23 protein-coding genes, 1 tRNA gene and 1 pseudogene are annotated in these 20,153 nt (G+C 72.3%); 12 read left to right on the forward strand and 13 right to left on the reverse strand.

What is annotated here, in order from left to right; genetic code table 11:
• Nucleotides 1-68 precede the first annotated feature (68 nt).
• Nucleotides 69-1,502: an NAD(P)/FAD-dependent oxidoreductase gene (locus tag ACLQ14_RS08635; protein WP_425811958.1), complete on the forward strand. Its 1,434-nt coding sequence runs from the start codon at nt 69-71 to the stop codon at nt 1,500-1,502.
• A 142-nt stretch (nt 1,503-1,644) separates the two neighbouring features.
• Nucleotides 1,645-1,718: transfer RNA gene (locus ACLQ14_RS08640), tRNA-Leu, on the forward strand.
• A gap of 5 nt (nt 1,719-1,723) precedes the next feature.
• Here the strand turns inward: ACLQ14_RS08640 and ACLQ14_RS08645 are convergent.
• The 3 genes from ACLQ14_RS08645 to ACLQ14_RS08655 form a co-directional block, all read right to left on the reverse strand.
• Entirely contained in the window at nt 1,724-2,557 is an 834-nt protein-coding gene (locus ACLQ14_RS08645; protein WP_425811960.1) for a CPBP family intramembrane glutamic endopeptidase, read from the reverse strand.
• 142 nt (nt 2,558-2,699) lie between these two features.
• Complete coding sequence (locus ACLQ14_RS08650) at nt 2,700-3,323, reverse strand: NADPH-dependent F420 reductase (protein ID WP_425811962.1); 624 nt, start codon at nt 3,321-3,323, stop codon at nt 2,700-2,702.
• 49 nt (nt 3,324-3,372) lie between these two features.
• Entirely contained in the window at nt 3,373-4,107 is a 735-nt protein-coding gene (locus ACLQ14_RS08655) for an SDR family NAD(P)-dependent oxidoreductase (protein WP_425811964.1), read from the reverse strand.
• Nucleotides 4,108-4,268: 161 nt separating this feature from the next.
• Between ACLQ14_RS08655 and ACLQ14_RS08660 the strand changes: the two genes are divergently transcribed.
• Together ACLQ14_RS08660 and ACLQ14_RS08665 are read left to right on the forward strand one after the other, a co-directional pair.
• The gene (locus tag ACLQ14_RS08660; RefSeq protein WP_425811966.1) at nt 4,269-5,177 is read left to right on the forward strand and encodes a LysR family transcriptional regulator; all 909 of its coding nucleotides are present in this window, start codon (nt 4,269-4,271) and stop codon (nt 5,175-5,177) included.
• A gap of 49 nt (nt 5,178-5,226) precedes the next feature.
• Nucleotides 5,227-5,784: a helix-turn-helix domain-containing protein gene (locus ACLQ14_RS08665; RefSeq protein WP_425811968.1), complete on the forward strand. Its 558-nt coding sequence runs from the start codon at nt 5,227-5,229 to the stop codon at nt 5,782-5,784.
• A gap of 5 nt (nt 5,785-5,789) precedes the next feature.
• Here the strand turns inward: ACLQ14_RS08665 and ACLQ14_RS08670 are convergent, their stop codons facing one another.
• The 4 genes from ACLQ14_RS08670 to ACLQ14_RS08685 form a co-directional block, all read right to left on the reverse strand.
• On the reverse strand, nt 5,790-7,019 hold the full coding sequence (locus ACLQ14_RS08670; protein ID WP_425811970.1) for an RNA polymerase sigma factor: 1,230 nt from the start codon (nt 7,017-7,019) through the stop codon (nt 5,790-5,792).
• Nucleotides 7,016-7,339: a YciI family protein gene (locus ACLQ14_RS08675; protein WP_425811972.1), complete on the reverse strand. Its 324-nt coding sequence runs from the start codon at nt 7,337-7,339 to the stop codon at nt 7,016-7,018. The genes ACLQ14_RS08670 and ACLQ14_RS08675 overlap by 4 nt, the downstream gene beginning before the upstream one ends.
• 51 nt (nt 7,340-7,390) lie before the next feature.
• Nucleotides 7,391-7,999, reverse strand: coding sequence for a dihydrofolate reductase family protein (locus ACLQ14_RS08680; RefSeq protein ID WP_425811974.1), 609 nt, complete (start codon nt 7,997-7,999; stop codon nt 7,391-7,393).
• 96 nt (nt 8,000-8,095) lie between these two features.
• The gene (locus tag ACLQ14_RS08685; protein ID WP_425811976.1) at nt 8,096-9,004 is read right to left on the reverse strand and encodes an SDR family oxidoreductase; all 909 of its coding nucleotides are present in this window, start codon (nt 9,002-9,004) and stop codon (nt 8,096-8,098) included.
• Nucleotides 9,005-9,094: 90 nt separating this feature from the next.
• Here ACLQ14_RS08685 and ACLQ14_RS08690 point away from each other — a divergent pair, with 90 nt between their 5' ends.
• The gene (locus ACLQ14_RS08690; RefSeq protein WP_425811978.1) at nt 9,095-10,009 is read left to right on the forward strand and encodes a TetR family transcriptional regulator; all 915 of its coding nucleotides are present in this window, start codon (nt 9,095-9,097) and stop codon (nt 10,007-10,009) included.
• 55 nt (nt 10,010-10,064) lie between these two features.
• Here ACLQ14_RS08690 and ACLQ14_RS08695 read toward each other — a convergent pair whose 3' ends face one another.
• On the reverse strand, nt 10,065-10,502 hold the full coding sequence (locus ACLQ14_RS08695) for a MarR family winged helix-turn-helix transcriptional regulator (protein WP_425811980.1): 438 nt from the start codon (nt 10,500-10,502) through the stop codon (nt 10,065-10,067).
• Between the two features lie 70 nt (nt 10,503-10,572).
• Here ACLQ14_RS08695 and ACLQ14_RS08700 point away from each other — a divergent pair, with 70 nt between their 5' ends.
• The 3 genes from ACLQ14_RS08700 (at nt 10,573) to msrA (ending at nt 12,659) form a co-directional block, all read left to right on the forward strand.
• Nucleotides 10,573-11,517, forward strand: a complete 945-nt coding sequence (locus ACLQ14_RS08700) for an NAD-dependent epimerase/dehydratase family protein (RefSeq protein WP_425811982.1) — start codon at nt 10,573-10,575, stop codon at nt 11,515-11,517.
• Between the two features lie 111 nt (nt 11,518-11,628).
• Complete coding sequence (gene msrB, locus ACLQ14_RS08705; protein WP_425811984.1) at nt 11,629-12,108, forward strand: peptide-methionine (R)-S-oxide reductase MsrB; 480 nt, start codon at nt 11,629-11,631, stop codon at nt 12,106-12,108.
• Entirely contained in the window at nt 12,105-12,659 is a 555-nt protein-coding gene (gene msrA / locus ACLQ14_RS08710) for a peptide-methionine (S)-S-oxide reductase MsrA (RefSeq protein ID WP_425811986.1), read from the forward strand. The genes msrB and msrA overlap by 4 nt, the downstream gene beginning before the upstream one ends.
• A 79-nt stretch (nt 12,660-12,738) precedes the next feature.
• Here msrA and ACLQ14_RS08715 read toward each other — a convergent pair whose 3' ends face one another.
• Together ACLQ14_RS08715 and ACLQ14_RS08720 are read right to left on the reverse strand one after the other, a co-directional pair.
• Nucleotides 12,739-13,188, reverse strand: a complete 450-nt coding sequence (locus tag ACLQ14_RS08715; RefSeq protein WP_425811988.1) for a YdeI/OmpD-associated family protein — start codon at nt 13,186-13,188, stop codon at nt 12,739-12,741.
• 45 nt (nt 13,189-13,233) lie between these two features.
• The gene (locus tag ACLQ14_RS08720; RefSeq protein WP_425811990.1) at nt 13,234-13,806 is read right to left on the reverse strand and encodes a TetR/AcrR family transcriptional regulator; all 573 of its coding nucleotides are present in this window, start codon (nt 13,804-13,806) and stop codon (nt 13,234-13,236) included.
• Between the two features lie 119 nt (nt 13,807-13,925).
• On the opposite strand from ACLQ14_RS08720, the gene ACLQ14_RS08725 reads away from it, so the two are divergent.
• The 3 genes and pseudogenes from ACLQ14_RS08725 to ACLQ14_RS08735 all read left to right on the forward strand — a co-directional run.
• A complete protein-coding gene (locus ACLQ14_RS08725) occupies nt 13,926-14,807 on the forward strand; it encodes an SDR family oxidoreductase (RefSeq protein WP_425811992.1) in 882 nt (293 codons plus the stop codon).
• Nucleotides 14,808-14,847: 40 nt separating this feature from the next.
• Nucleotides 14,848-15,078 carry a hypothetical protein gene (locus tag ACLQ14_RS08730; protein WP_425811994.1) on the forward strand — a complete coding sequence of 77 codons (231 nt, stop codon included), beginning with the start codon at nt 14,848-14,850 and terminating at the stop codon, nt 15,076-15,078.
• A gap of 27 nt (nt 15,079-15,105) precedes the next feature.
• Nucleotides 15,106-15,888 (forward strand): annotated as a pseudogene (locus ACLQ14_RS08735) (alpha/beta hydrolase); the annotation flags it as partial.
• Between the two features lie 3 nt (nt 15,889-15,891).
• On the opposite strand, the gene ACLQ14_RS08740 reads toward ACLQ14_RS08735, so the two are convergent.
• Nucleotides 15,892-16,422: a MarR family winged helix-turn-helix transcriptional regulator gene (locus tag ACLQ14_RS08740; protein ID WP_425811996.1), complete on the reverse strand. Its 531-nt coding sequence runs from the start codon at nt 16,420-16,422 to the stop codon at nt 15,892-15,894.
• A 60-nt stretch (nt 16,423-16,482) separates the two neighbouring features.
• On the opposite strand from ACLQ14_RS08740, the gene ACLQ14_RS08745 reads away from it, so the two are divergent.
• Nucleotides 16,483-17,715 carry an MFS transporter gene (locus ACLQ14_RS08745; RefSeq protein WP_425811998.1) on the forward strand — a complete coding sequence of 411 codons (1,233 nt, stop codon included), beginning with the start codon at nt 16,483-16,485 and terminating at the stop codon, nt 17,713-17,715.
• Nucleotides 17,716-18,175: 460 nt separating this feature from the next.
• Here ACLQ14_RS08745 and ACLQ14_RS08750 read toward each other — a convergent pair whose 3' ends face one another.
• Both ACLQ14_RS08750 and ACLQ14_RS08755 read right to left on the reverse strand, forming a co-directional pair.
• A complete protein-coding gene (locus ACLQ14_RS08750; RefSeq protein ID WP_425812000.1) occupies nt 18,176-19,003 on the reverse strand; it encodes an ABC transporter permease subunit in 828 nt (275 codons plus the stop codon).
• Nucleotides 19,000-19,980, reverse strand: a complete 981-nt coding sequence (locus ACLQ14_RS08755; protein ID WP_425812002.1) for an ABC transporter ATP-binding protein — start codon at nt 19,978-19,980, stop codon at nt 19,000-19,002. The genes ACLQ14_RS08750 and ACLQ14_RS08755 overlap by 4 nt, the downstream gene beginning before the upstream one ends.
• Between the last annotated feature and the right edge of the window lie 173 nt (nt 19,981-20,153).

Consider the following 20,153-nt stretch of genomic DNA (forward strand, 5'->3'; position numbering starts at 1 on the left):
GTGAGGTGCATATCACCAGGTGGTCGCGTGATTTCTCGCTGGACACGTGCGGTAATAGTCTGTTGCCCATGCCTCAGAACGATCTGACCTCGGTCAGCCCTGCCCACAACGGCAGCCCCGCGGGCGTCACGGTGCCGCGCATCCTCGTCATCGGCGGCGGGTCGGTCGGCCTGTACACCGCACGTCGACTCCGTAAGCGGCTGGGCAAGGACCAGGCGCGGATCACGGTCGTCGACCCGAACCCGTACCTCACGTACGCGCCCTTCCTCCCCGAGGCGGCGGCCGGCTCGATCGAGTCGCGCTACGTCGTCGCGCCGCTGCGCAAGGCGCTCCCGGGCGTCGAGATCGTCGAGGGCAAGGTCACGTCGATCGCCCACGCGGACCGCCGCGTGACGGTGGTGCCGAAGGAGGGCGACGAGTTCGTCCTCACGTACGACGAGGTCGTCGTCGCGTTCGGCTCGGTCGCCCGCCTGCTCCCGATCCCGGGTCTCGCGGAGCAGGGCATCGGCCTCAAGACCGTCGAAGAGGCCATCGCGGTCCGCGACCAGGTCCTCGACAAGATCGACGTCGCGAGCACGGTGACCGACGAGGCGCTGCGCCGCCGTCTGCTCACCTTCACGTTCATCGGCGGCGGCTTCGCGGGCATCGAGGCGATCGCCGAGATCGAGGACATGGCGCGCGCCGCCGTCAAGAAGCACCCGACGCTCACGCAGTCGGACCTGCGCTTCGTGATGATCGAGGGCACGGGCCGCATCCTCCCCGAGCTGTCCGAGCCGATGGCGCTCTACGCGCTCGACCAGCTCAAGGACCGCGGCATCGAGTTCCACCTCAGCACGTTCCTCAGCTCCTGCACGGACGGCCACGTCGTCACGTCGACGGGCGTCGAGTTCGACACCGACACGATCGTGTGGACCGCGGGCATCAAGTCCAACCCGGTCCTGAACGACTCCGACCTGCCGCTCGACAAGATGGGCCGCCTGCAGGTGCTTGCGACGCTCCAGGTCGCGACCGAGGACGGCACGATCGTCCCCGGCGCGTGGGGCGCGGGCGACTGCGCGGCCGTGCCGGACGTGCTGAACCCGGGCAAGTTCTGCCCGCCGAACGCCCAGCACGCGATCCGCGAGGGCGTCCAGCTCGCGGAGAACCTGGTCTCGAGCCTCAAGGGCGAGCCCACCAAGGAGTACGCGCACAAGAACATCGGCACCGTCGCGTCCCTCGGCCTCTACAAGGGCGTCGCGGAGCTGTTCGGCAAGTTCAAGCTCCGCGGCCCGCTCGCGTGGGCCATGCACCGCGGCTACCACGTGCTCGCGATGCCCACCTGGAACCGCAAGTTCCACATCTTCAACGGCTGGGTCGGGCAGGCCGTGTACGGCCGCGAGACCGTCGCCCTCAACGCGGTCCAGGACCCGCGCGCCGCGTTCCGCGCCGCCGCCCCGGCCCCGAAGAAGACGGACGAGCCGCTGAAGCAGGTCGCGACGTCGGCTGCCGGCGACGCGAAGTGATCTCGCGCTCCTGAGCGCTCACGACGGGGACGGGCCTTCCGGGGTCCGTCCCCGTCGTCGTACCCGGGCTGCGTCGTCGTACCCGGGCTGCGTCGTCGTGCCCAGGCCCGACGACGTACGCTCGCCGTGCGCGCGAGCGCACGCCCCCGTAGCCCAACCGGCAGAGGCAGTCGGCTTAAACCCGACCCAGTGTGGGTTCGAATCCCACCGGGGGCACGCGATCACGCAGCAAGCTCAGCGGGCACGTCCACCCGGGTCGAGCGACGGACGGGCACCACGCGACCACGCCGGTGAGCCAGCCACATGAGCACGCCGGTGGCCACCACACCGAGCACCACGGTGAACACACTGGCCTCCGGTCCGAAGGCGCCGCCCGTGACGAGCGTGGGACCCGAGATCGTCGTGTCCAGCAGGCCCTGCCGGGTCTTGGTGCCCGACACCTCGGTGCTGAAGATCGCGCTGACGGCGATGTTCCAGCCAAAGTGCAGGCCGATCGGCAACCAGAGCTTGCGGGTGGCGACGTACGCGGCAGTCAGCATCCCGCCCGCAGAGATGGCGATCGCGACGGCGCCCACCAGGGTGGCGTTCGCGTTCAGCAGGTGGATCAGACCGAACAGCGCCCCGGTCAGCACGAGCGCGATCCAGGTCCCGGTCCAGCGCTCGACGTTGCGGAACAGGACACCGCGGAACAGGAGCTCCTCGGTCACCGCGGCACCGGCCATGATGCCGAGCAGGGCGACGGCGTTCTCCGGCGTGCCGAGGCCGTTGATCGTGTAGTCGCCGAGGAGCGCGATGGTCGCGATGACCGCCCCGAAGAGCGCGACACCGAGCAGCGTGCCCCATCCGACGCCGGCGCCCGCTCCCTTCGCCGAGACCTCGTCGGGATTCCGGTGCTCGGTGCGCCGTACGACCCAGCGATAGACCGCTACCGCGACGACCGCCGTCGACAGGCCGGCGACGAGCGCCAGCCAGGGGCTGTCCTTCACCGCCGCCATGCCGAGGTTGCCGACGATCCAGACCGCCGCAACTGCCAAGAACTGCCATAACAGACGCATGATGACTCCTTTGCGAGAATTCGCGGCGGGAGCGCCGCGGGGTGTTGTGGGCGAAGTCCTCGGGTCCGCGGCAGAATGCGGTCAGGATTGTCGCTGAGGAAGGCTCCGTGGCGGGAATGGCACGACCGAGCTTCGGTGCTGCTCAGCCGGTGAATTCGTCGACGCCGACGGCGAACTCCCAGTGGCCCACCCCGTTACCGGCGAGGCCCATCGTGACGAGGCCCATTCCTTCCAGCCAGTGCGCCATCCTCAGGTCGCCGACGTCGAGCGGGCGCAGGCCGAGGCTCTCGACGAACGCCTCGACGCTCGCTTTCGCGGACGCGTCGTCCCCGGCGAGGAAGACGGCCGGCCGGCCGCTCTCCAGGACGCTGCGGAAGATGGTGTTGAACGCTTTCACCACGCTGGCGTCGGCAGGAGCCACCTTGGCGGCTTCCAGTGCCACCGACGTCACGCCGTCGTAGGCCAGCCCGTCGAAGGTGGCGTTGAAGGGGTTGCTGATGTCGACGATGATCTTGCCCGCGAGGGCGTCTCCGTACTCGGCGACCACAGGGACGACGCCGGCGTAGAGCAGGGCCGTGATGACGATGTCCCCGGAGGGGACGGCGCCCCAGGTGCCTGCGGTCGCGCCGCCGCCCAGCGTCTTGGCCAGGGCGTCGGCCTTGGCCTGGTCGCGGCCCATGACCTCGACGGTGTTGCCGCCGGCCACGGCGCGTGCGCCGATGGCGCGGGCCATGTTTCCCGTACCGATGATGGTGATGCTGCTCATGACGGTCCTTCTCTCTCTCTGTCTGTCTGTCTGTCTGTCTGTCTGTCTGTCAGACGGCTGTGGTTCCGCCGTCGGCGACCAGCTCCAGGCCGTTGACGTAGCTGGAGTCGTCGGAGGCGAGGAACAGGGCGACGGAGGCGATCTCGTCGGGGCGGCCCATCGCTCCGCGGGGGATGAGGGACTCGAACGCCGCCTTGGTCTCCTCGTCGAAGAGCTCCTCCTGCTTGGCGGTGGCGACCTGGCCGGGGGTCAGCACGTTGACCCGGATGTTCCGGTCGCGCAGCTCGTTGAGCCAGACCCGGGCCCAGGCCTGCTGGACGGCCTTGCTGCCCGCGTAGAGGCTCCAGCCGTGGAAGGCGCCGAGGGACGCGTTGGACCCGGTCATGAGGATCGAGCCGTGGTCGTTCATCAGTGGCAGGGCCTTCTGGACGGTGAACAGCGTGCCGCGCGCGTTGAGCTCGAACGCGCGGTCGAACTGCTCCTCGGTGATCTCGCCGAGGGGGGCGGGCTCGCCCATCCCGGCGCTGGCCCACAGCACGTCGATCGAGCCCTTCTCCCGCTTGACGGTGTCGTACAGGCGGTCCAGGTCGTCCAGGTCGGACGCGTCGCCCTGGACGGCGGTGACGTTGCGGCCGATCAGCTCGACGGCCTCGTCCAGGGCGTCCTTCCGTCGGGCCTGGATGAAGACGTGCGCGCCTTCTTCGACGAACAGCTTCGCGCCGGCCAATGCCATCCCGGTGGATCCGCCGGTGATCACCGCTACCTTGCCTTCGAGCTTTCCCACGATCACTCCGTTGAATTGACGTGATGGGTCGGGTCCGACGTCGAATTCTTTGCTTCGAACTCGCTCGGCCTGTCACGACGATGTCACCGGCGTGAGGCGGTGTCCAAGACCCATTTCGACCGCGGTGATACCTTGAAGGCATTGCCGGACCGGGAGGCCCCATGGATCTGGACCTGCGCAAGCTGCGCTACTTCGTCACGGTCGCCGACGCGCTGCACTTCGGGCGGGCCGCCGAGGAGCTGCACATCGCGCAGCCGGCGCTCAGCCGGCAGATCCGCGCGCTCGAGGACGACCTCGGCGCGCCCCTGTTCATCAGGGACAGCCACGGCGTGGTGCTGACCGATGCAGGCCGCCAGCTGCTGGACGACGCCGGTCCGTTGCTCGCGTCCGCCCGTGCGGTCCGGCGCCGGGTGTCCGTGGCGGCACGAGGCGGGCGGCGGCTGGTCGTGGGATTCCGCGCCGGTATCCCGGTGATCCCGGCCGCACGGGCGTTCGGAGCGCGGCATCCCGACGTCGTCGTGGACGTGCAGCGCACGGAATGGGACGACCAGGCGCAGACGGTGCTCGACGGCCGGGTCGACGTCGGCTTCGTGCGCCTGCCCGTCGACGAGACCGGGCTGCGTCTGGTCCCGCTCTTCACCGAGCCGCTCCTGGTCGCGCTGCCCACGAGCCATCCGTTGGCTGGCAAGGAGGAGATCTCGGAGTCCGACCTGGCCGGCGAGCGGCTGATCTGGCACGGCGACGCGAGCACGCGCCCCACCCGGCTCCCATACCCCGACTCGGGGCTCCGGGCGCACGGGGTGGACGAGAAGCTCGAGCACGTCGCCGCCGGCCGCGGCATCACGTTCGTCGCGAGCTCGGAGAGCCTGTTCTACTCCCGTCCCGACATCAGCTACGTGCCCGTCCGGGAGCTGGCGCCGGACCAGGTCGGCGTCGCGATGGCGGCCTCGCGACCCTCGCGGTTGGCGGACGACTTCTTCGCTGCGGCTCAGGCGACGGCGGACGTCACCGCAGAGTGCGGGAGCTACGAGATGTGGCGGCTCGCGAGCAGCGTCGCGGCCGGTGGTTGAGCGGCTCGTTCCGACCTGACGTTCGCGTGTGTCGTGGGGGAGACCGATGATGACGAGTGGATCGGTACGCGAGCCGGAGGTCGTGCCGCGCCCGGAGTTCGACTTCGGTGCGTTCACCCGCGCCTTCGACGCCGAGCGCAGGTCGCGTGGGCTGACCTGGTACACCCTCACCGACGAGCTGTGGGACCAGTCGGCCGACCTGAACGCGCAGCGCCCCGAGGACCACTGCCTGTGCGGGGGAGCGGTCTCCCGCTTGCCGGCACGCGAGGACACGTCGTGCCAGTACGCGCTCTTCATGCTGCGGTGGCTCGGTCGCCCGCCCGAGGACTTCGTCCGGGACGCGCGCGACGTGGGAGACACGCGTCTGCCTGAGGCCGGACCCGATCGGCGGCTTCGCTGGGACCTGCCCCAGCTGCACGTGGCTCTCGACGAGCGACGGCGCGAGCTCGGCCTGACGTGGTCCGGGCTGGCGGATGTGCTGGGCTGCACGCCCGCGCGACTGACCAACCTCCGCTCCGCCCGGCAGGCGGACCTGGCGCTCGTCATGCGCATCACGCAGTGGCTCGGTAGGCCGGCTGCCGACTTCATCCACCCCGCGACCTGGTGACAGGGTCACGGCAGCCCGTCCCGACGCCGGGACAGGGCGGCGACCTCGGCGGTGTTGCCGGTCAGGACGATGGCGCGGTCGTAGGCGGCGCGGGCCTCGGTGTCGAGACCGAGCCGGCGCAGCAGGTCCGCCCGGGTCGCGTGGTACGGGTGGTACCCGTCGAGGTCGGGCGCGAGCGGCTCGACGAGTGCCAGGGCGACGTCAGGCCCCTCGAGCTCGGCCACTGCGATCGCCCGGTTGAGGGCGACGACGGGCGAGGGGTCCAGCCGGGCGAGCTGGTCGTAGAGAGCGACGACCTGCGACCAGTCCGTGTCGCGCGCGTCGCGGGCGGACGTGTGCACCGCGTTGATCGCCGCGAGGATCTGGTAGCGGCCGGGCGCGGTCCCGGCTGCGGCGGCGGCGAGACGCTCGCGCACCAGCCGGTGTCCCTCGGCGATCAGGTCCGGGTCCCAGGAGGCGCGGTCCTGCGCGTCGAGCGTGACGAGCTCCCCGCCCTCGACCCGGGCCGCGCGGCGTGCCTCCGTCAGCAGCATCAGGGCCAGGAGGCCGGCCACCTCGCCGTCGTCGGGCAGGAGGTCGCGGAGCAGCCGGACGAGCCGGATCGCCTCGGCGGTGAGGTCCTGCCGCACCGGGTCGGTGTCGGGGCCGCCGGCCAGGTAGCCCTCGTTGAACACGAGGTAGAGCACGGCGAGGACGCCGGTCACCCGGGCGGGGAGGTCGTCGTCGGACGGTACCCGGTACGGGATGCTCGCGGCCCGGATCTTGGCCTTGGCGCGCGTGATGCGCTGCCCGATCGCGGCCTCCTGCGCGAGGAACGCACGGGCGATCTCGGGGACGGTGAGGCCGCCGACCAGGCGCAGCGTGAGCGCCACCCGGCTCGGCATCGCCAGAGCCGGGTGGCAGCAGACGAAGAGGAGCCGCAGCCGGTCGTCGTCGACGGCGCCACGGGGCTCGGGCGGGCTGTCGTGCAGCATCCGTGCCTCCCGGTGCCTCGCGTCGCGCGTGCTCTCGCGCCGGATCCGGTCGACGGCCTTGCGCTGCGCCGTCGTCGTGAGCCACGCGGCCGGGTTGCGGGGCGTCCCGTCGACGGGCCACCGCGCGACGGCGGCGGCGAACGCCTCGGCCGCGGCCTCCTCGGCGACGTCGAGGTCGCCGAACCGGCGCGTCAGCGAGCCGACCAGCCGGGCCCACTCGTCGCGGTGGGCCCGGGCGACGGCTGCTGCGGCGTCGTTCACAGGAACGGCCGCACCTCGATCTTCCGGTCGCAGACCTTCGACGCCTCGGTCGCGAGCTCGAGCGCCACGTCGAGGTCCGGGGCCTCCCAGATCCACACGCCGGCGAGGAACTCCTTCGACTCCACGAACGGCCCGTCGGTGAGCATCGGCTGCTCGCCGCGGTTGTCGACGACGGTCGCGGCGTCGGTGGCGGCGAGGCCGCCCGCGAAGACCCAGTGGCCGGCGGCCATGAGCCGTTCGTTGAACGCGCTGATGAGGGGCTCGCGGTCGTCGCGGCCCGGGTCGATCCTGTCGTCGATCACGGAAACCAGGTACTGCATCGAACTCGTCTCCTCGGGTGTCGAGACCTGCGCGGGTGGGGTGGTCGGGGATCAGGCCGTGGCGTAGTGCGGGCGCCCGGCGGGGCGGTAGACCTGGATCGTCACGCCCTTCGAGTCGGCCCGCGACCCGACGGGGACGAGCGCGCGGTCGGGGCCGTCGTCGGGGAACAGCCGCGTGCCCTGGCCCAGGATCACCGGGACGACGATCAGCGTGAGCTCGTCGACCAGGTCGTGCTCCAGCAGCCACCGGACCAGGGCGCCGCTGCCGTGCACCTGCAGCTCGCCGCCGGGCGCGGCCTTGAGCTCGCTGACGGCGTCGGCGAGGTCGCCGCGGAGCACCGTGGTCCGCGGCCAGGTCGGGGTCTCGAGCGTCGTCGAGGCGACGTACTTGGGCGCGCGCTCCAGGGCCAGGCCGATGGGGTGCGCGCGCATCGCGTCGACCGATCCCCACGAGCCGGCGAAGAGCTCGTAGGTCCGCCTGCCGAACAGGAAGGCGTCGGCGCGCTCGTACGTCCGGGTGATGAGGTCGCGGGTCTCGTCGTCGCCCGCTCCCAGGGCCCAGCCGCCACGCTCGAACCCGTTCCTGCGGTCGTCGGACGTGGCGCCGTTGCCCTGCATCACCCCGTCGAGGGTCACCTGGGTCATGGTTGTCAGCTTCATGGTCGTGGTCCTCCGGCTCCGGCCGCCTCGGTCGGGTGGCCTCACCCCTTCGACGAACACGACGGCCCCGATCCGACACCTCGAGCGGACCCAGGATCACGGTGCGGCGAAGTAGTCCCCGCGGTCGAGGTCGTCGAGCAGCGTCTCGTGGCGCGGGGCCCAGCCGAGCAGCCGCTGCGTCTGCGCGCTGGAGACCGGCGCGTCCGCGGCGTAGACGATCGCCATGAAGGGGTTGCCGAAGTGCTCGGCGGCGTCGGCGGCGTCGACCGACCGCACCGGGATGCCGAGCCTCTCGCCGATCTTCCCGGCGATGTCCCGGAACGGGACGCCCTCCTCGCCGACGCCGTGGAGCGCGCTCCCCGCCGGCGCGGTCTCGAGGGCGAGCCGGTAGAGGACGGCGGCGTCGAGGCGATGGACGGCGGGCCACCGGTTGGAGCCGTCGCCCACGTACGCGGAGAACCCGGTCCGGCGTGCGGTCGCGATCAGCATCGGGACGAAGCCGTGGTCACGCGGGCCGTGGACGGTGGGGGCGAGGCGGATCACGACCGAGCGCACGCCCCGCGAGGCGAGCCCGAGGCACGCCTGCTCGCCCTCGTAGCGCAGGCCGCCGATCGAGTCGGGGCTCGCGGCGTCGGCCTCGGTGCTCACCCGTCCCGCGGGCATCACCAGCGTCCCCGACGTGACGACGAGCGGTCGGTCGGTGCCGACGAGCGGAGCGCCGAGCGCCCGGATCGCGGCGACGTCGCGTCGGGTCATGGCGGGCGGGTCGCTGAAGTCGGCGCCGCCGAAGGCCAGGTGCACCACGCCGTCGGACCGGGCGGCGCCGGCGCTCAGGGCCTCCACGTCGTCGAGGGTGCCTCGGAGCGCCGCGGCCCCGAGCTCCTCCAGGCGGCCGGCGGCGGCGTCGGACCGCGCCAGCCCGGTGACGCGGTGACCGGCCCGGACGAGCTCGGCGACGATGGCGGGGCCGGTCTGTCCGGTGCCGCCGGTGACGAAGACGTGCATGGTGTGCTCCTCGAGGGCCGGTGATCGTTGTGTCACTTAGTGACACTACAGCGTATCGTCACTGAGTGACATCACCGCTATGCTCGCGTCATGCCCCGAAGCGGCGCCGACGCGCGCGATCGCCTGGAACGGGCCGCGCTCGAGCTCTACGGCGAGCGCGGCTACGACCAGACCACCGCCGCCGACATCGCCGCGCGCGCGGGCCTGACGGCGCGCACCTTCTTCCGGCACTTCGCCGACAAGCGCGAGGTCCTCTTCAACGTCGAGTCGGGCCTGCGTGACGAGCTGGCAGAGGCCATGGCCGTCGTGCCGGACAGCGAGCCGCCGCTCGCCGCGGTGCTCCAGGCGTTCCGCTCCATGGCGCCGGGGCTGGAGGAGGGCCGCCGGATCGCCGAGGCTCGACACCGCGTCATCGCCCAGAACCCGGCCCTGCGAGAGAGGGAGCTGGCGAAGGCCGCGGCCATGAGCGTCGTCGTCGCCGAGGGGCTCCGGGCGCGGGGTGTGCCCGACGCGCGGGCCTCGCTGCTGGCCGAGGTCGGCACCGCCGCGGTCGGGCACGCGATCCACGCCTGGACGGCCGAGCCGTCGAGCGACCTCGACGCCCTGCTCGTCGAGGCTTTCGACGTGCTGGGTGTCGGCGCGAGCGCGACGCTGCCCTCGGCCCGCGAGGGCGTCCGCACGGTCCTCGCCCGCGCCTACGTCGACGACCTCGACGCCGCGCTGCCCCTCTACCGCGAGCTGTCCGGGGGTGCGGAGCCGCACCGGTTCGGCTTCCGAGGGGTGCGACTGGCCCGGGTCGGCCTCTTCCTGCTCGTCGAGGGCGCGGACGAGGAGATCCGGTCGCGCATCGCCACGGTGCTGGTGGACGACGTCGACGCGGTGGCGCGCGTCGTCGCGTCGCGGGGCGGCGAGCTGCTCGACGGGCCGGCGCCCGGGCCCAACGGGCCACGTCTGGTCGCGCGCCACCCCGACGGGAACGTGGTCGAGTACATCCAGCCCGGCTGAGCGCTCGCGCCGGCGGTCGCCGTCGCGCGCCGCCGGGTGCCGGTTCCCCGGCGGCTCAGCGCACGACGACGGCGCGCAGCACCTTCCGGAGCGTGCGGACCTCCGCGGCGCTCGCGGGGGAGAGGAACTCGTCCTCCGCGGCGGCGTACGCGACGACGGCCTTCGCGTAGAGGTCCAGGCCCGCCTGCGTGAGCTCGACGACGTTCCGGCGCCGGTCCGCCGGGTCCTGCCGACGCGTCACGACGCCCTTCTTCTCAAGCCCGTCGAGCAGTGCGACCATCGTCGTCCGGTCGACGCCGAGGGTCTGCGCGACCTCGAGCTGCGACGCCGGCTCGCGCCCGACGAGGACGCGCAGCGCCCCGAGCTCCTTGCCGTCGATCCCCAGCGGTGCGAGCGCCTCGTCGGCGACCGCGTGCAGCCCCGCGGTCGCGTGCTTGAGGAGGTAGACGAGCGAGTCCTCCGGCTCGCGGCGGGCGAACGTGTCTCTTGACATGGCGAAAGCCTAACGTAGGCTGATTGTCAGTCATGCTGACGATCAGTCGCTCAACGAAAGGTTCCGCCTCATGATCCTCGTCACCGGAGGAGCCGGCTTCATCGGCTCGCACACCGTCCGCGCGCTGCACGACCTGGGGGAGGAGGTCGTGATCTTCCAGCGGCGCGCCCCGGAGGTCCCCGAGCGGCTCGCCGACCTGCCCGTGCGCGTCGTCCAGGGCGACGTCGCGGACCTCGACCGGCTCCTCGAGGTCGGACGCCGCTACCCGGTCACCGGCATCGTCCACCTCGCCGTCGCGCTGCCGTGGCCGGCCACTGACGACCCGACCGAGGACACGGCACGCGCGGTCGACGCGTTCCTCAACATCGTCCGGGCAGCGCGGGCGTGGGGCGTCCGGCGCGTCGTCACCGCGAGCACCATCGGCGTCTACGGTGGGCTCCCTGCGGAGGGCGGGCTGACCGAGGACCTGCCCCTGTCGATGCGCCACCTGCACGTCATCCCGACCTTCAAGAAGATCACCGAGCTCCTGGCGGGCTACCTCGGCGACGCGACGGGCGTCGAGCTGGTCGATGCGCGGATCTCGGGCACGTGGGGTCCGGGGGGACACCTGCCCGACCCGTTCTTCCCGGCGTCGATGCTCGCGCACGCGGCCGCGCACGGTGCCGAGCCGGACCTCGGCGGGCTGCTCGCACCGCCGCGCGCCGAGGACGCGCTCGACCTCTGCTACGTCAAGGACACCGGGCGCGCGCTCGCCCTCCTGCAGACCGCCCCCGAGCTGCGCCACCGGACGTACAACGTCGGGTCCGGCCGTCCGACGAGCAACGCCGACGTGCTCGCGGCGATCGCGAGCGTCGAGCCCGGGTTCCGGTTCGAGCTGCCGTCGGCGGGCCCGCTCCCGGTGAGCTGGCTCGACATCGCGCGCCTGCGCGAGGACACCGGGTTCGAGCCCGCGTACGACACCGGCGCGGCCGCCGCCGACTACATCGCGTGGCTCCGCGCCGGTCACGACGCGTAGCGACGGGGCGCCACGTCGCCGGCCCGGTGGTGCCCGGGACCAAACCCGGACCCCCCGGTGTTGGAACCATCGACGCCGCAGCCAGCGACGTCGGAAAGAAGGAGAAAGAACGTGTCGAACGACTACGGCAAGACCCCCGAGGCGCTGAGCCACCTCACGAAGAGGCAGCGTCAGGTCACCCAGGACGGCGGCACCGAGCCGGCGTTCCGGAACGAGTACTGGGACAACCACGAGCCCGGGATCTACGTGGACGTGGTGTCGGGTCAGCCCCTCTTCTCGTCCACCGACAAGTACGACAGCGGCTCCGGCTGGCCCAGCTTCACCCGGCCCATCGCCGCGGACGCGGTGGACACCGCGACGGACTCGTCCTACGGGATGATCCGGACGGAGGTGCGCTCGGCAGGCGCCGGCAGCCATCTCGGGCACCTGTTCGACGACGGCCCGGTCGCTGCCGGGGGCCAGCGGTACTGCATGAACTCGGCCGCGTTGAGGTTCGTCCCCGCGGCCGAGCTGGAGGAGCAGGGCTACGGTCGGTTCCGGGCGCTGTTCGAGACTTCCGAGATCACGAACGCAGAGGAGAGCGCGTCATGACCAGCGGGATCAACGACACCGGTGAGATCACCCGTGAGCCCGGCACCGAGACGGCCGTCCTGGCGGGCGGTTGCTTCTGGGGCCTCGAGGACCTCATCCGGCGCCAGCCCGGCGTCGAGCAGGTCCGCGTCGGCTACACGGGCGGGCAGAACGACCACGCCACGTACCGCAACCATCCGGGTCACGCGGAGGCCGTCGAGATCGTCTTCGACCCGGCCCGGACGACGTACCGCGACATCCTGGCGTTCTTCTTCCAGGTCCACGACCCGTCCACGCTGGACCGGCAGGGCAACGACATCGGGACGAGCTACCGCTCGGCGATCTTCCCGCTCACGCCCGAGCAGGAGCGCGTCGCACGGGACACGATCGCCGACGTCGACGCCTCCGGCCTGTGGCCGGGCAAGGCCGTGACGACGATCGAGCCCGCCGGGCCGTTCTGGGAGGCCGAGCCGGAGCACCAGGACTACCTGCTCAAGTACCCGAACGGGTACACGTGCCACTTCGTGCGGCCGGGCTGGGTGCTGCCGAAGCGCGAGCAGGCCTCGGCCTGACGGGCGGCCGCCGGCCGGCTGGTGGCTCGTCCGAGTCCTCCGCCGGCCGGCGGTCCGTCATCTCCACGCACGGCGGCGGTCAGTCCGCGGCTGTCGTCCCACCGAGGCTTTCGACGAGCGCCGCGACCCGTTTCGCGCGGGTCTCGGCCCTCTTGGCCTGCTCGACGACGCGCACATGCTGCTTCCGCCGGCTCACCGTGAGCCGGTCGAACGCCGCGCGGGCGGCCGGCGCTGCGTCGAGGGCGGCCGCGACGTCGTCGGGCTCGGTGACCGTCTCGGGCTCGTCGTCGAGCTCGAGGCCGACCGTGACCTCGTCGCCCACGGCGACGCCCGCAGCCGCGCGGTTCGCGTTGCTCAGGCCGATGAGGTCGCGACCCCGCAGGATCGCGACGCGCGTCCGCCACGTGTGCCCGCCCAGCGTCACGACGACCCGCGGGCGCCTCCCGCCGCCGAGGGACTCGACGGCGCCCGGCGGGATCTCCAGGCCGTGCATCGGCTCGGGCGGTTCGACGGTGCTGCGGAACTCCATGCTCGTGTCCTCTCGTCGACGGCGGCCGCTCCTGGCGCCGCGAGCTCAGCCCAGTCTGACCGCGGCCGCGCGGAGCTGCTCGAGCGCCTGGGTCGCGAGGGCGCCGAAGTCCTGCTCGTCGTCCGCGGCGACCCAGGTCGCGTACGCCTCCTTGAACGCGAGCATGCCGAGCTCGGCCACGAGGTCGGCCGTGCGGTCGTCGATGCCACGGGCGCGAAGCGCGCCGGCGGCCGTGGCCGCGAGGCCCACCCGCTTGAGCTGGTCGCGCTGCTGGAGCTCGGCGCTCGCCGCGATGACGGCCTGGAGCCGGGGCCCGAACTCGCGGCTGACCGGCGTCATCGCCCCGGCGGCGCCCACGAGGCCCGCGGCCATGGCGTCGAGCGGGCCCGCGTCGGTCGGCGCGCCCGCGATCCCGTCCGCGAGCAGGCGTGAGAGGGTCTCCTGCCCCGCCGCAAGGACGTCGCGCTTGTCGGGGAAGTGACGGAAGAAGGTGCTCCGGGTGAGCCCGGCGCGCTCGACGATCTGCGCGACCGTGGTCTCGTCGTAGCCCTGCTCGGAGAACAGGTGGAGCGCGGCGATGACGAGGCGCTCGCGTGCGTCGGGCTCCCAGCGTGGCATGGCCTCATCCTACGGACGGGACTTCGGTCCCGTCGGCCGGTGCCGGCGAACGACGACGAGACAAAGGTCCCATCAGTTGCTACGGTGATGAGACACAGGTCCCATCGCAAGGAGCAGTCATGCGCGTCTTCGTCACCGGAGCCAGCGGCGGGATCGGTTCCGCCGTCCTTCCCGAGCTCTTCGCCGCCGGGCACGAGGTCGTCGGCCTCGCCCGCTCGGACGCCGCGGCGTCCCGGGTCGCCGCCCTCGGGGCCGAGCCCCTGCTGGGCGACCTCACCACCGTCGACACCCTGCGCGCCGCCGCGGACGACGCCGACGGCGTCGTGCACCTCGCCTTCAGCAACGACTTCACGCGGGTGGCGGAGGGCACGGCGGAGGAGCGGGCCGCCGTCGAGGCCCTCGGCGCAGCCCTGGAGGGCACCGGCAAGCCGTTCGTCTTCGCCTCCGGCACGCCCGCGGTCCCCGGTCGGGCCTCGACGGAGCTCGACCCGACGCCGACCGACGGCCCGATGGGCGCCCGCGGGCTCACGGCGGCCTTCGCGCTCGGCCTCGCGGACCGCGGCGTCCGCCCGGCGGCCGTCCGCCTGCCCCGCTCGGTCCACCAGGGCGGCGACCGCTACGGCTTCGCCTCGATGCTCATCGAGGCCGCTCGCCGCACCGGCGTCTCCGGGTACGTCGGCGACGGGACCCAGCGCTGGCCGGCCGTGCACCGGCTCGACGCCGCCCGCCTGTTCCGCCTCGTCCTCGAGCAGGCCCAGCCCGGCGAGCAGGCCCACGCCGTCGCCGACGAGGGCGACACCATGCGGTCGATCGCCGAGACGATCGGGCGGGCCCTGGGCCTTCCGGCCGAACCCGTGCCCGCCGAGAGCTTCGGCTTCCTCGGGACGATCTTCGGCGTGGACCAGCCGTCGTCGAGCGCGCTCACCCGTGAGCGGTTCGGCTGGCAGCCCACCCACCCGAGCCTGCTGGAGGACCTGGCGGCGGGGGACTACCCGGCCTGACCGCCGCGCGTCGTCGGCCGAGCCCACCTACCGTGACGGGATGGGCGAGGAGCGTGCGGGCTGGCGTCCCGACGTCCTCGGCGCCGGGTTCGAGCGGCGCACGCTGCCGCTCGGCGAGGACGACGAGGGCGAGCTCGTCGCGACGCTCGTCCGCTATGCGCCTTCCTCTCCGGACGTGTCAGAACCTGGGGAGGGTATCGCGCCGCCACGTTCTGACAGTTCGCGCGTGCTCGGTGCCGACGTGCTGTACGTGCACGGGTGGTCGGACTAGTTCTTCCAGGCCGAGCACGCGCGGTTCTGGCACGAACGCGGCGCCCGGTTCCACGCGCTCGACCTGCACAAGTACGGGCGGAGCCTCCGACCCGGCCAGACCCCCGGCTTCACCACCGACCTGCGGCACTACTTCCGCGACGTCGAGGCGGCGCTCGCCGTCATGGGTCACGGGATCCTGCCCCGCGAGCGCTCGCGCACCGATCGCCCGCTCGTCCTGGTCGGGCACTCGACGGGCGGTCTCACGCTGAGTCTGTGGGCCGCGGCGTTCCCGGGCCGGGCGGCGGCGCTCGTGCTCAACAGCCCGTGGCTCGAGTTCCAGGCGGGCGCGGCCGGGCGCGCGGTGGTCGCGCCCGCGCTCGGCCTGCGCTCCCGGCTGCAGCCGCGCGGGCGCATGGTCACGGTCGACCTGGGCTTCTACACGCGCTCGGTGTCGAGCCGGTTCGAGGGGGAGTGGGACTACGACCTCGCGTGGCGCCCCGAGCACGGGTTCGCGCTCCACCCTGCATGGCTGGACGCCGTCTTCCGCGCGCAGGCCGACGTCGCGCGCGGGCTGGGCCTGTCGCTGCCCGTGCTGGTCCTGCTGTCGGCGCGGTCCACCCTGCTGCCGGTGTGGTCGGACGCGATGCGGTCCTCCGACACGGCGCTCGACGTCGGGCAGGTCGCCGCGCGCGTCGTCCAGCTCGGGTCCCACGTGACGCTCGCGCGGATCGACGGCGCCCTGCACGACGTCGTCCTCTCGGCTCCCGACGTGCGCGCCCGCGCGTACGAGGTGCTCGGGCGGTGGGCGGACGCGTACGCGGGCCGGTGACCGTCAGTCGTCGGCGCGCCGGCGGTACTCGGTGAGCGACGAGTTGAGGCGGCCGAGCAGCTCGGCGAGCAGGGCCCGGTCCAGCCGGGACCACGAGCCGAGCACGTCCCCGTAGAGCGCGCGGCGCTCGGTCCGGTTGGCGTCGAGCGCGTCGACGCCGCCGTCCGTGGGCTCGACGAGGACGGCGCGGCCGTCGTGGGGATCGCGCGTGCGGCGGACGTGGCCGGCCTTCTCGAGCGCCGCCACCTGGCGCGTCACGGTCGAGGCGTCGAGGCCCAGCCGGTCGGCCAGCACGTTGACGTTCTCGGCGCCCTCGGTGACCAGGTGGTGCAGGAGCAGGTAGGCGGCGCGGTCCATCACGCCGGTGCCGGGACGCTTGGAGCCGCGGCTGACCGACCGGTCGGCCCGGCGCATGAGCTGCGCGACCTGGAACTCGATGCGGGAGAGGACGGCGGTCGCCGCGGCGTCGTCGAGCGACTCGCCTGGGTCCTCGGGTGGGGCGGTGGCGGGGCCCGTAGTGTCCTCGATCTTCATAGGTGTATGATACAGGCAATTACCTGGTAGATACAGCTACTCGCAAGGAGTCCCGTTCCCGTGGCGTCCACACGCAACGAACCCAACAAGACAGCGATCTACGCGACCGCGCTCACGGCGTTCTTCGCGATCGCCGGCATCGCGATCGTCGACCCGATCCTCCCCGTCATCGGCGCCGACCTCGGCGCGTCGACCTGGCAGATCGAGCTGCTGTTCACCGCGTACATCGCCCTCATGGCGATCGGCATGATCCCCGCCGTCATGGCGACGGGGAGGTTCGGCTACAAGAAGATCCTCATCACCGGCGTCAGCACCGTCGGCGTGGCGGCGATCCTCGCCGGGTTCAGCCAGAACATCGCCCAGCTCGCCGTGCTCCGCGCCTTCTGGGGCCTCGGCAACGCGATGTTCTTCGCGACCGCGATGGTGCTGCTCGTCTCGCTCGCGAAGGACCGCAACTGGGTCGTCGAGCTGTTCGAGACCTGCGTGGGCCTCGGCTTCGCCGTCGGCCCGCTGCTCGGCGGCCTGCTCGGCCAGATCAAGTGGCGCGTGCCGTTCCTCGCGTGCGGCCTCTTCATGATCATCGCGCTCGTCGTGTCCGCGTCGCGCCTCAAGGACCCGGCCGAGAAGCCCGCACCGCTGCGCCTCGGCTCGATCTTCAAGCTCTACGGCAAGCCCGCGTTCCTCGTGCTGTGCGTCATCACCGCGGCGTACAACTACGTGTTCTTCGTCGTCCTCGGCTACACGCCGGTCTTCCTCGACCTCGGCGTCGTCGCGCTCGGCTTCGTCTTCACGGGCTGGGGCATCGGCCTCGCGTTCGGCATCCTCGTCGTCGGGCACAAGCTGGCCCACAAGATCGGCGCCGTGCAGACGATCTTCGTCGCGATCCTCGGCGTGCTGGTCTCCGTGATCATCTTCGCGCTGCACCCGTCGACGCCGTGGATGGTCGTCGTCCTCGTCTTCGCGGGCATCTGCATGGGCATCATGAACGCCAACCTCACCGACATGTCGCTCGCCCTCGGCTCGCAGGACCGCCGCGTCACCACCGGCGCGTTCAACCTGGTCCGCTGGGGCTTCGCCGCCCCCGCGCCCGTCATCGCCGGGCTCATCTCGAAGAACCACGCCTCCGCCCCGTTCTGGGTCGGCGCCGCGGTGCTCGCCGTCGGGATCGTCGTGTTCCTCGCCGCCGGGCACGTCATGGCGCGCGGCATGAGCGAGCGGTTCCTCTGGGCCAGGTGGAACGCGGCCGCCCGCGTCGAGGAGGGCACGCCCGAGGAGATCCTCGGCGAGGTCTGACCCCCCCGGACCGGTTCGTCCGGGGCGTCGACGGGGACGCGCCGGACGAGCCGAACCACCTCGCCGCGGCGACGTTCGGTTCGCCCATGGTGACGTCGTGCGCGCGTGGTCGGGTCCGCGGGCGGGCTCGGACAGGCGGTTCGGACTGCGTCGCCTTCAGGCCCCTGGGGGCCTTCCGGCCCCTTGACGTCCTTCACCACCTGCCCGCACCCACCCGCTCCCGCCGTCGCCTCGCCTCGCGGCCTCTCCGCGCCGTCGTCGAGCAAGAGCCTTCGCCGCCGAGCAAGCACCGAACCGCTGCTTGCTCGACGCCGGCCCCGCTTGCTCGGCGTACGACCCACCGAGAGCCCGCGCCCGGTTCGGGCTACCACCCCCGTGTCGCCGAACGCAGCGTCACCGTCGGCGAACACGGAAGGGCCCCGCGGTCCGACGACCGCGGGGCCCTTCCGTGGAGCACGTGTCAGGCGTCGCGCTTCTTGGCGAGGAAGACGCCGATGCCGAACAGCACCACGCCCCAGGCCACCATCACGAGGAAGCCGGGCCACGGGGCCGGGCCCTGGGACGGGTCGATCGTCAGGAGGTTCTGGCCGGCCTGCGACGGCAGGTAGTCCGCGATGTTGTTGAGCCAGTGCACCGGGATGTTGGCCAGGATCGGACCCACCACGAGCACCAGGCCGATGACGGCGAAGATCGCTCCCGCCGAGCTCCGGATCAGGATGCCGAACGCGAGCGCGAGCAGCGCCGTCGCGGCGAGGTAGAGCGGCACGCCGATGACGACGCGCAGGATGTCGTCGTTGCCGAGGTCGAGGGCCCACGGCTTGCCCGAGAAGAACGGCGTCACGACGGCCACGGCGACGAGCGTCGAGACAGCGGCGACGACGAAGCTCGCGACGATCACGACGACGGCCTTCGCGATCAGGGCGGGCGTGCGGGTCGGCACGGCCGAGAACGTCGAGCGGATCATGCCGGTGGAGTACTCGCCGGTGATCGTGAGCGCACCGAGGACCGCGAGGACGAGCTGGCCGAAGCCGGTCCCGGCCACGAGCGGGGTGGTCGCGATGTCGGCGTTCTCGAAGCCGGGGCCCGCGTCGGGTGTCCCGGTCGTGCCGGCGACGAGCAGGGCCAGCCCGACGAGGACCACGAACGTCGCACCGAGCGTCCAGACGGTCGAGCGCACGGTCCGGAACTTGATCCACTCGGACTGGACGACGCGTCCGAACGTCACGTGGTAGGTCGAGGGCGAGAGCGTGCCCGCGGCGGGGCTCGTGGGCAGGGCGGTGGCGGTCATCGCGTGGCTCCTTCCGTGGTCGGGGCAGGCTGGCCGGCGGCCTGGGCGGCGCCGTCGGGAGCGCCCTCGTGACCGGTGGTGGCGTGGTACTCGACCGACTCCGCGGTGAGCTCCATGTACGCCTGCTCGAGGGTCGAGGTCACGGGCGTGAGCTCGTGCAGGACGATCCCGTTGGCGGCGGCGGCCTCGCCGATGCTGACCGCGTCCGAGCCCGACACGTCGAGGAGCCCGGGCTCGCTGCTGGTGACCGTGACGCCGTCGCGGGTCACGAGCTCGGCGAGCTGCGCGGCCTGCGGGGAGCGCACCTTCACGGACTTCGTCGACGAGCCGTCGACGAACTCCTGCACGGACGCGTCGGCGAGGATCTTGCCGCGGCCGATGACGAGGACGCGGTCCGCGGTCTGCGCGACCTCGGACATGAGGTGGCTCGACAGGAACACCGTCCGGCCCTCGGACGCGAGGAACCGCGCGAGGTTGCGGACCCACAGGACGCCCTCGGGGTCGAGGCCGTTGACGGGCTCGTCGAGGATGAGGGTCTTCGGGTCGCCGAGGAGGGCCACGGCGATGCCGAGCCGCTGCCCCATGCCGAGCGAGAACCCGCCGACGCGCTTCTTGGCGACGGACTGCAGGCCCGTCATCTCGACGACCTCGCCGACCCGCGAGGTGGGGATGCCGTGCGTCGCGGCGAGCGCGCGCAGGTGGTTGTAGGCGGACCGGCCGGTGTGCACGGCCTTCGCCTCGAGCAGTGCGCCCACCTCGGTGAGGGGGGAGCGGTGCTGCGCGTAGGGCTTGCCGTTGACGGTCACGGTCCCGGCGGTCGGACGGTCGAGGCCCATGATCATGCGCATGGTGGTCGACTTCCCGGCGCCGTTCGGGCCGAGGAAGCCCGTCACGGTTCCCGGTCGTACGGTGAACGAGATGCCGTCCACAGCGGTCTTCGGCCCGTACCGCTTGGTCAGGCCATGAGCTTCGATCATGGGTGTCCTGTCTGTGTCGTTCGAGTCTGTGTGGTTCGGGTGGCGGGCAGAGCGCCGCGGCCCGGGTCCGAGCCTAGACACTCGGCACCCGCTCGGGGGGTGCCATCTGTCATGTCCAGGGTCCGATCGGGGTAGTCCCTGGTCCTGACGGCCGGGGGCCGCCCGGCCCTGTC

This window comes from Luteimicrobium sp. DT211 (assembly GCF_049844995.1).
In the GTDB taxonomy this organism is placed as follows: Bacteria; Actinomycetota; Actinomycetes; order Actinomycetales; family Cellulomonadaceae; genus Luteimicrobium.

Coding starts and splice junctions, on each gene's coding strand:
- ACLQ14_RS08635 (WP_425811958.1), top strand. CDS start 69: ATGCCTCAGAACGATCTGACCTCGGTCAGCCCTGCCCACAACGGCAGC.
- ACLQ14_RS08645 (WP_425811960.1), bottom strand. CDS start 2,557: ATGCGTCTGTTATGGCAGTTCTTGGCAGTTGCGGCGGTCTGGATCGTC.
- ACLQ14_RS08650 (WP_425811962.1), bottom strand. CDS start 3,323: ATGAGCAGCATCACCATCATCGGTACGGGAAACATGGCCCGCGCCATC.
- ACLQ14_RS08660 (WP_425811966.1), top strand. CDS start 4,269: ATGGATCTGGACCTGCGCAAGCTGCGCTACTTCGTCACGGTCGCCGAC.
- ACLQ14_RS08665 (WP_425811968.1), top strand. CDS start 5,227: ATGACGAGTGGATCGGTACGCGAGCCGGAGGTCGTGCCGCGCCCGGAG.
- ACLQ14_RS08675 (WP_425811972.1), bottom strand. CDS start 7,339: ATGCAGTACCTGGTTTCCGTGATCGACGACAGGATCGACCCGGGCCGC.
- ACLQ14_RS08680 (WP_425811974.1), bottom strand. CDS start 7,999: ATGAAGCTGACAACCATGACCCAGGTGACCCTCGACGGGGTGATGCAG.
- ACLQ14_RS08685 (WP_425811976.1), bottom strand. CDS start 9,004: ATGCACGTCTTCGTCACCGGCGGCACCGGACAGACCGGCCCCGCCATC.
- ACLQ14_RS08690 (WP_425811978.1), top strand. CDS start 9,095: ATGCCCCGAAGCGGCGCCGACGCGCGCGATCGCCTGGAACGGGCCGCG.
- ACLQ14_RS08695 (WP_425811980.1), bottom strand. CDS start 10,502: ATGTCAAGAGACACGTTCGCCCGCCGCGAGCCGGAGGACTCGCTCGTC.
- ACLQ14_RS08700 (WP_425811982.1), top strand. CDS start 10,573: ATGATCCTCGTCACCGGAGGAGCCGGCTTCATCGGCTCGCACACCGTC.
- msrA (WP_425811986.1), top strand. CDS start 12,105: ATGACCAGCGGGATCAACGACACCGGTGAGATCACCCGTGAGCCCGGC.
- ACLQ14_RS08715 (WP_425811988.1), bottom strand. CDS start 13,188: ATGGAGTTCCGCAGCACCGTCGAACCGCCCGAGCCGATGCACGGCCTG.
- ACLQ14_RS08720 (WP_425811990.1), bottom strand. CDS start 13,806: ATGCCACGCTGGGAGCCCGACGCACGCGAGCGCCTCGTCATCGCCGCG.
- ACLQ14_RS08725 (WP_425811992.1), top strand. CDS start 13,926: ATGCGCGTCTTCGTCACCGGAGCCAGCGGCGGGATCGGTTCCGCCGTC.
- ACLQ14_RS08730 (WP_425811994.1), top strand. CDS start 14,848: ATGGGCGAGGAGCGTGCGGGCTGGCGTCCCGACGTCCTCGGCGCCGGG.
- ACLQ14_RS08740 (WP_425811996.1), bottom strand. CDS start 16,422: ATGAAGATCGAGGACACTACGGGCCCCGCCACCGCCCCACCCGAGGAC.
- ACLQ14_RS08750 (WP_425812000.1), bottom strand. CDS start 19,003: ATGACCGCCACCGCCCTGCCCACGAGCCCCGCCGCGGGCACGCTCTCG.
- ACLQ14_RS08755 (WP_425812002.1), bottom strand. CDS start 19,980: ATGATCGAAGCTCATGGCCTGACCAAGCGGTACGGGCCGAAGACCGCT.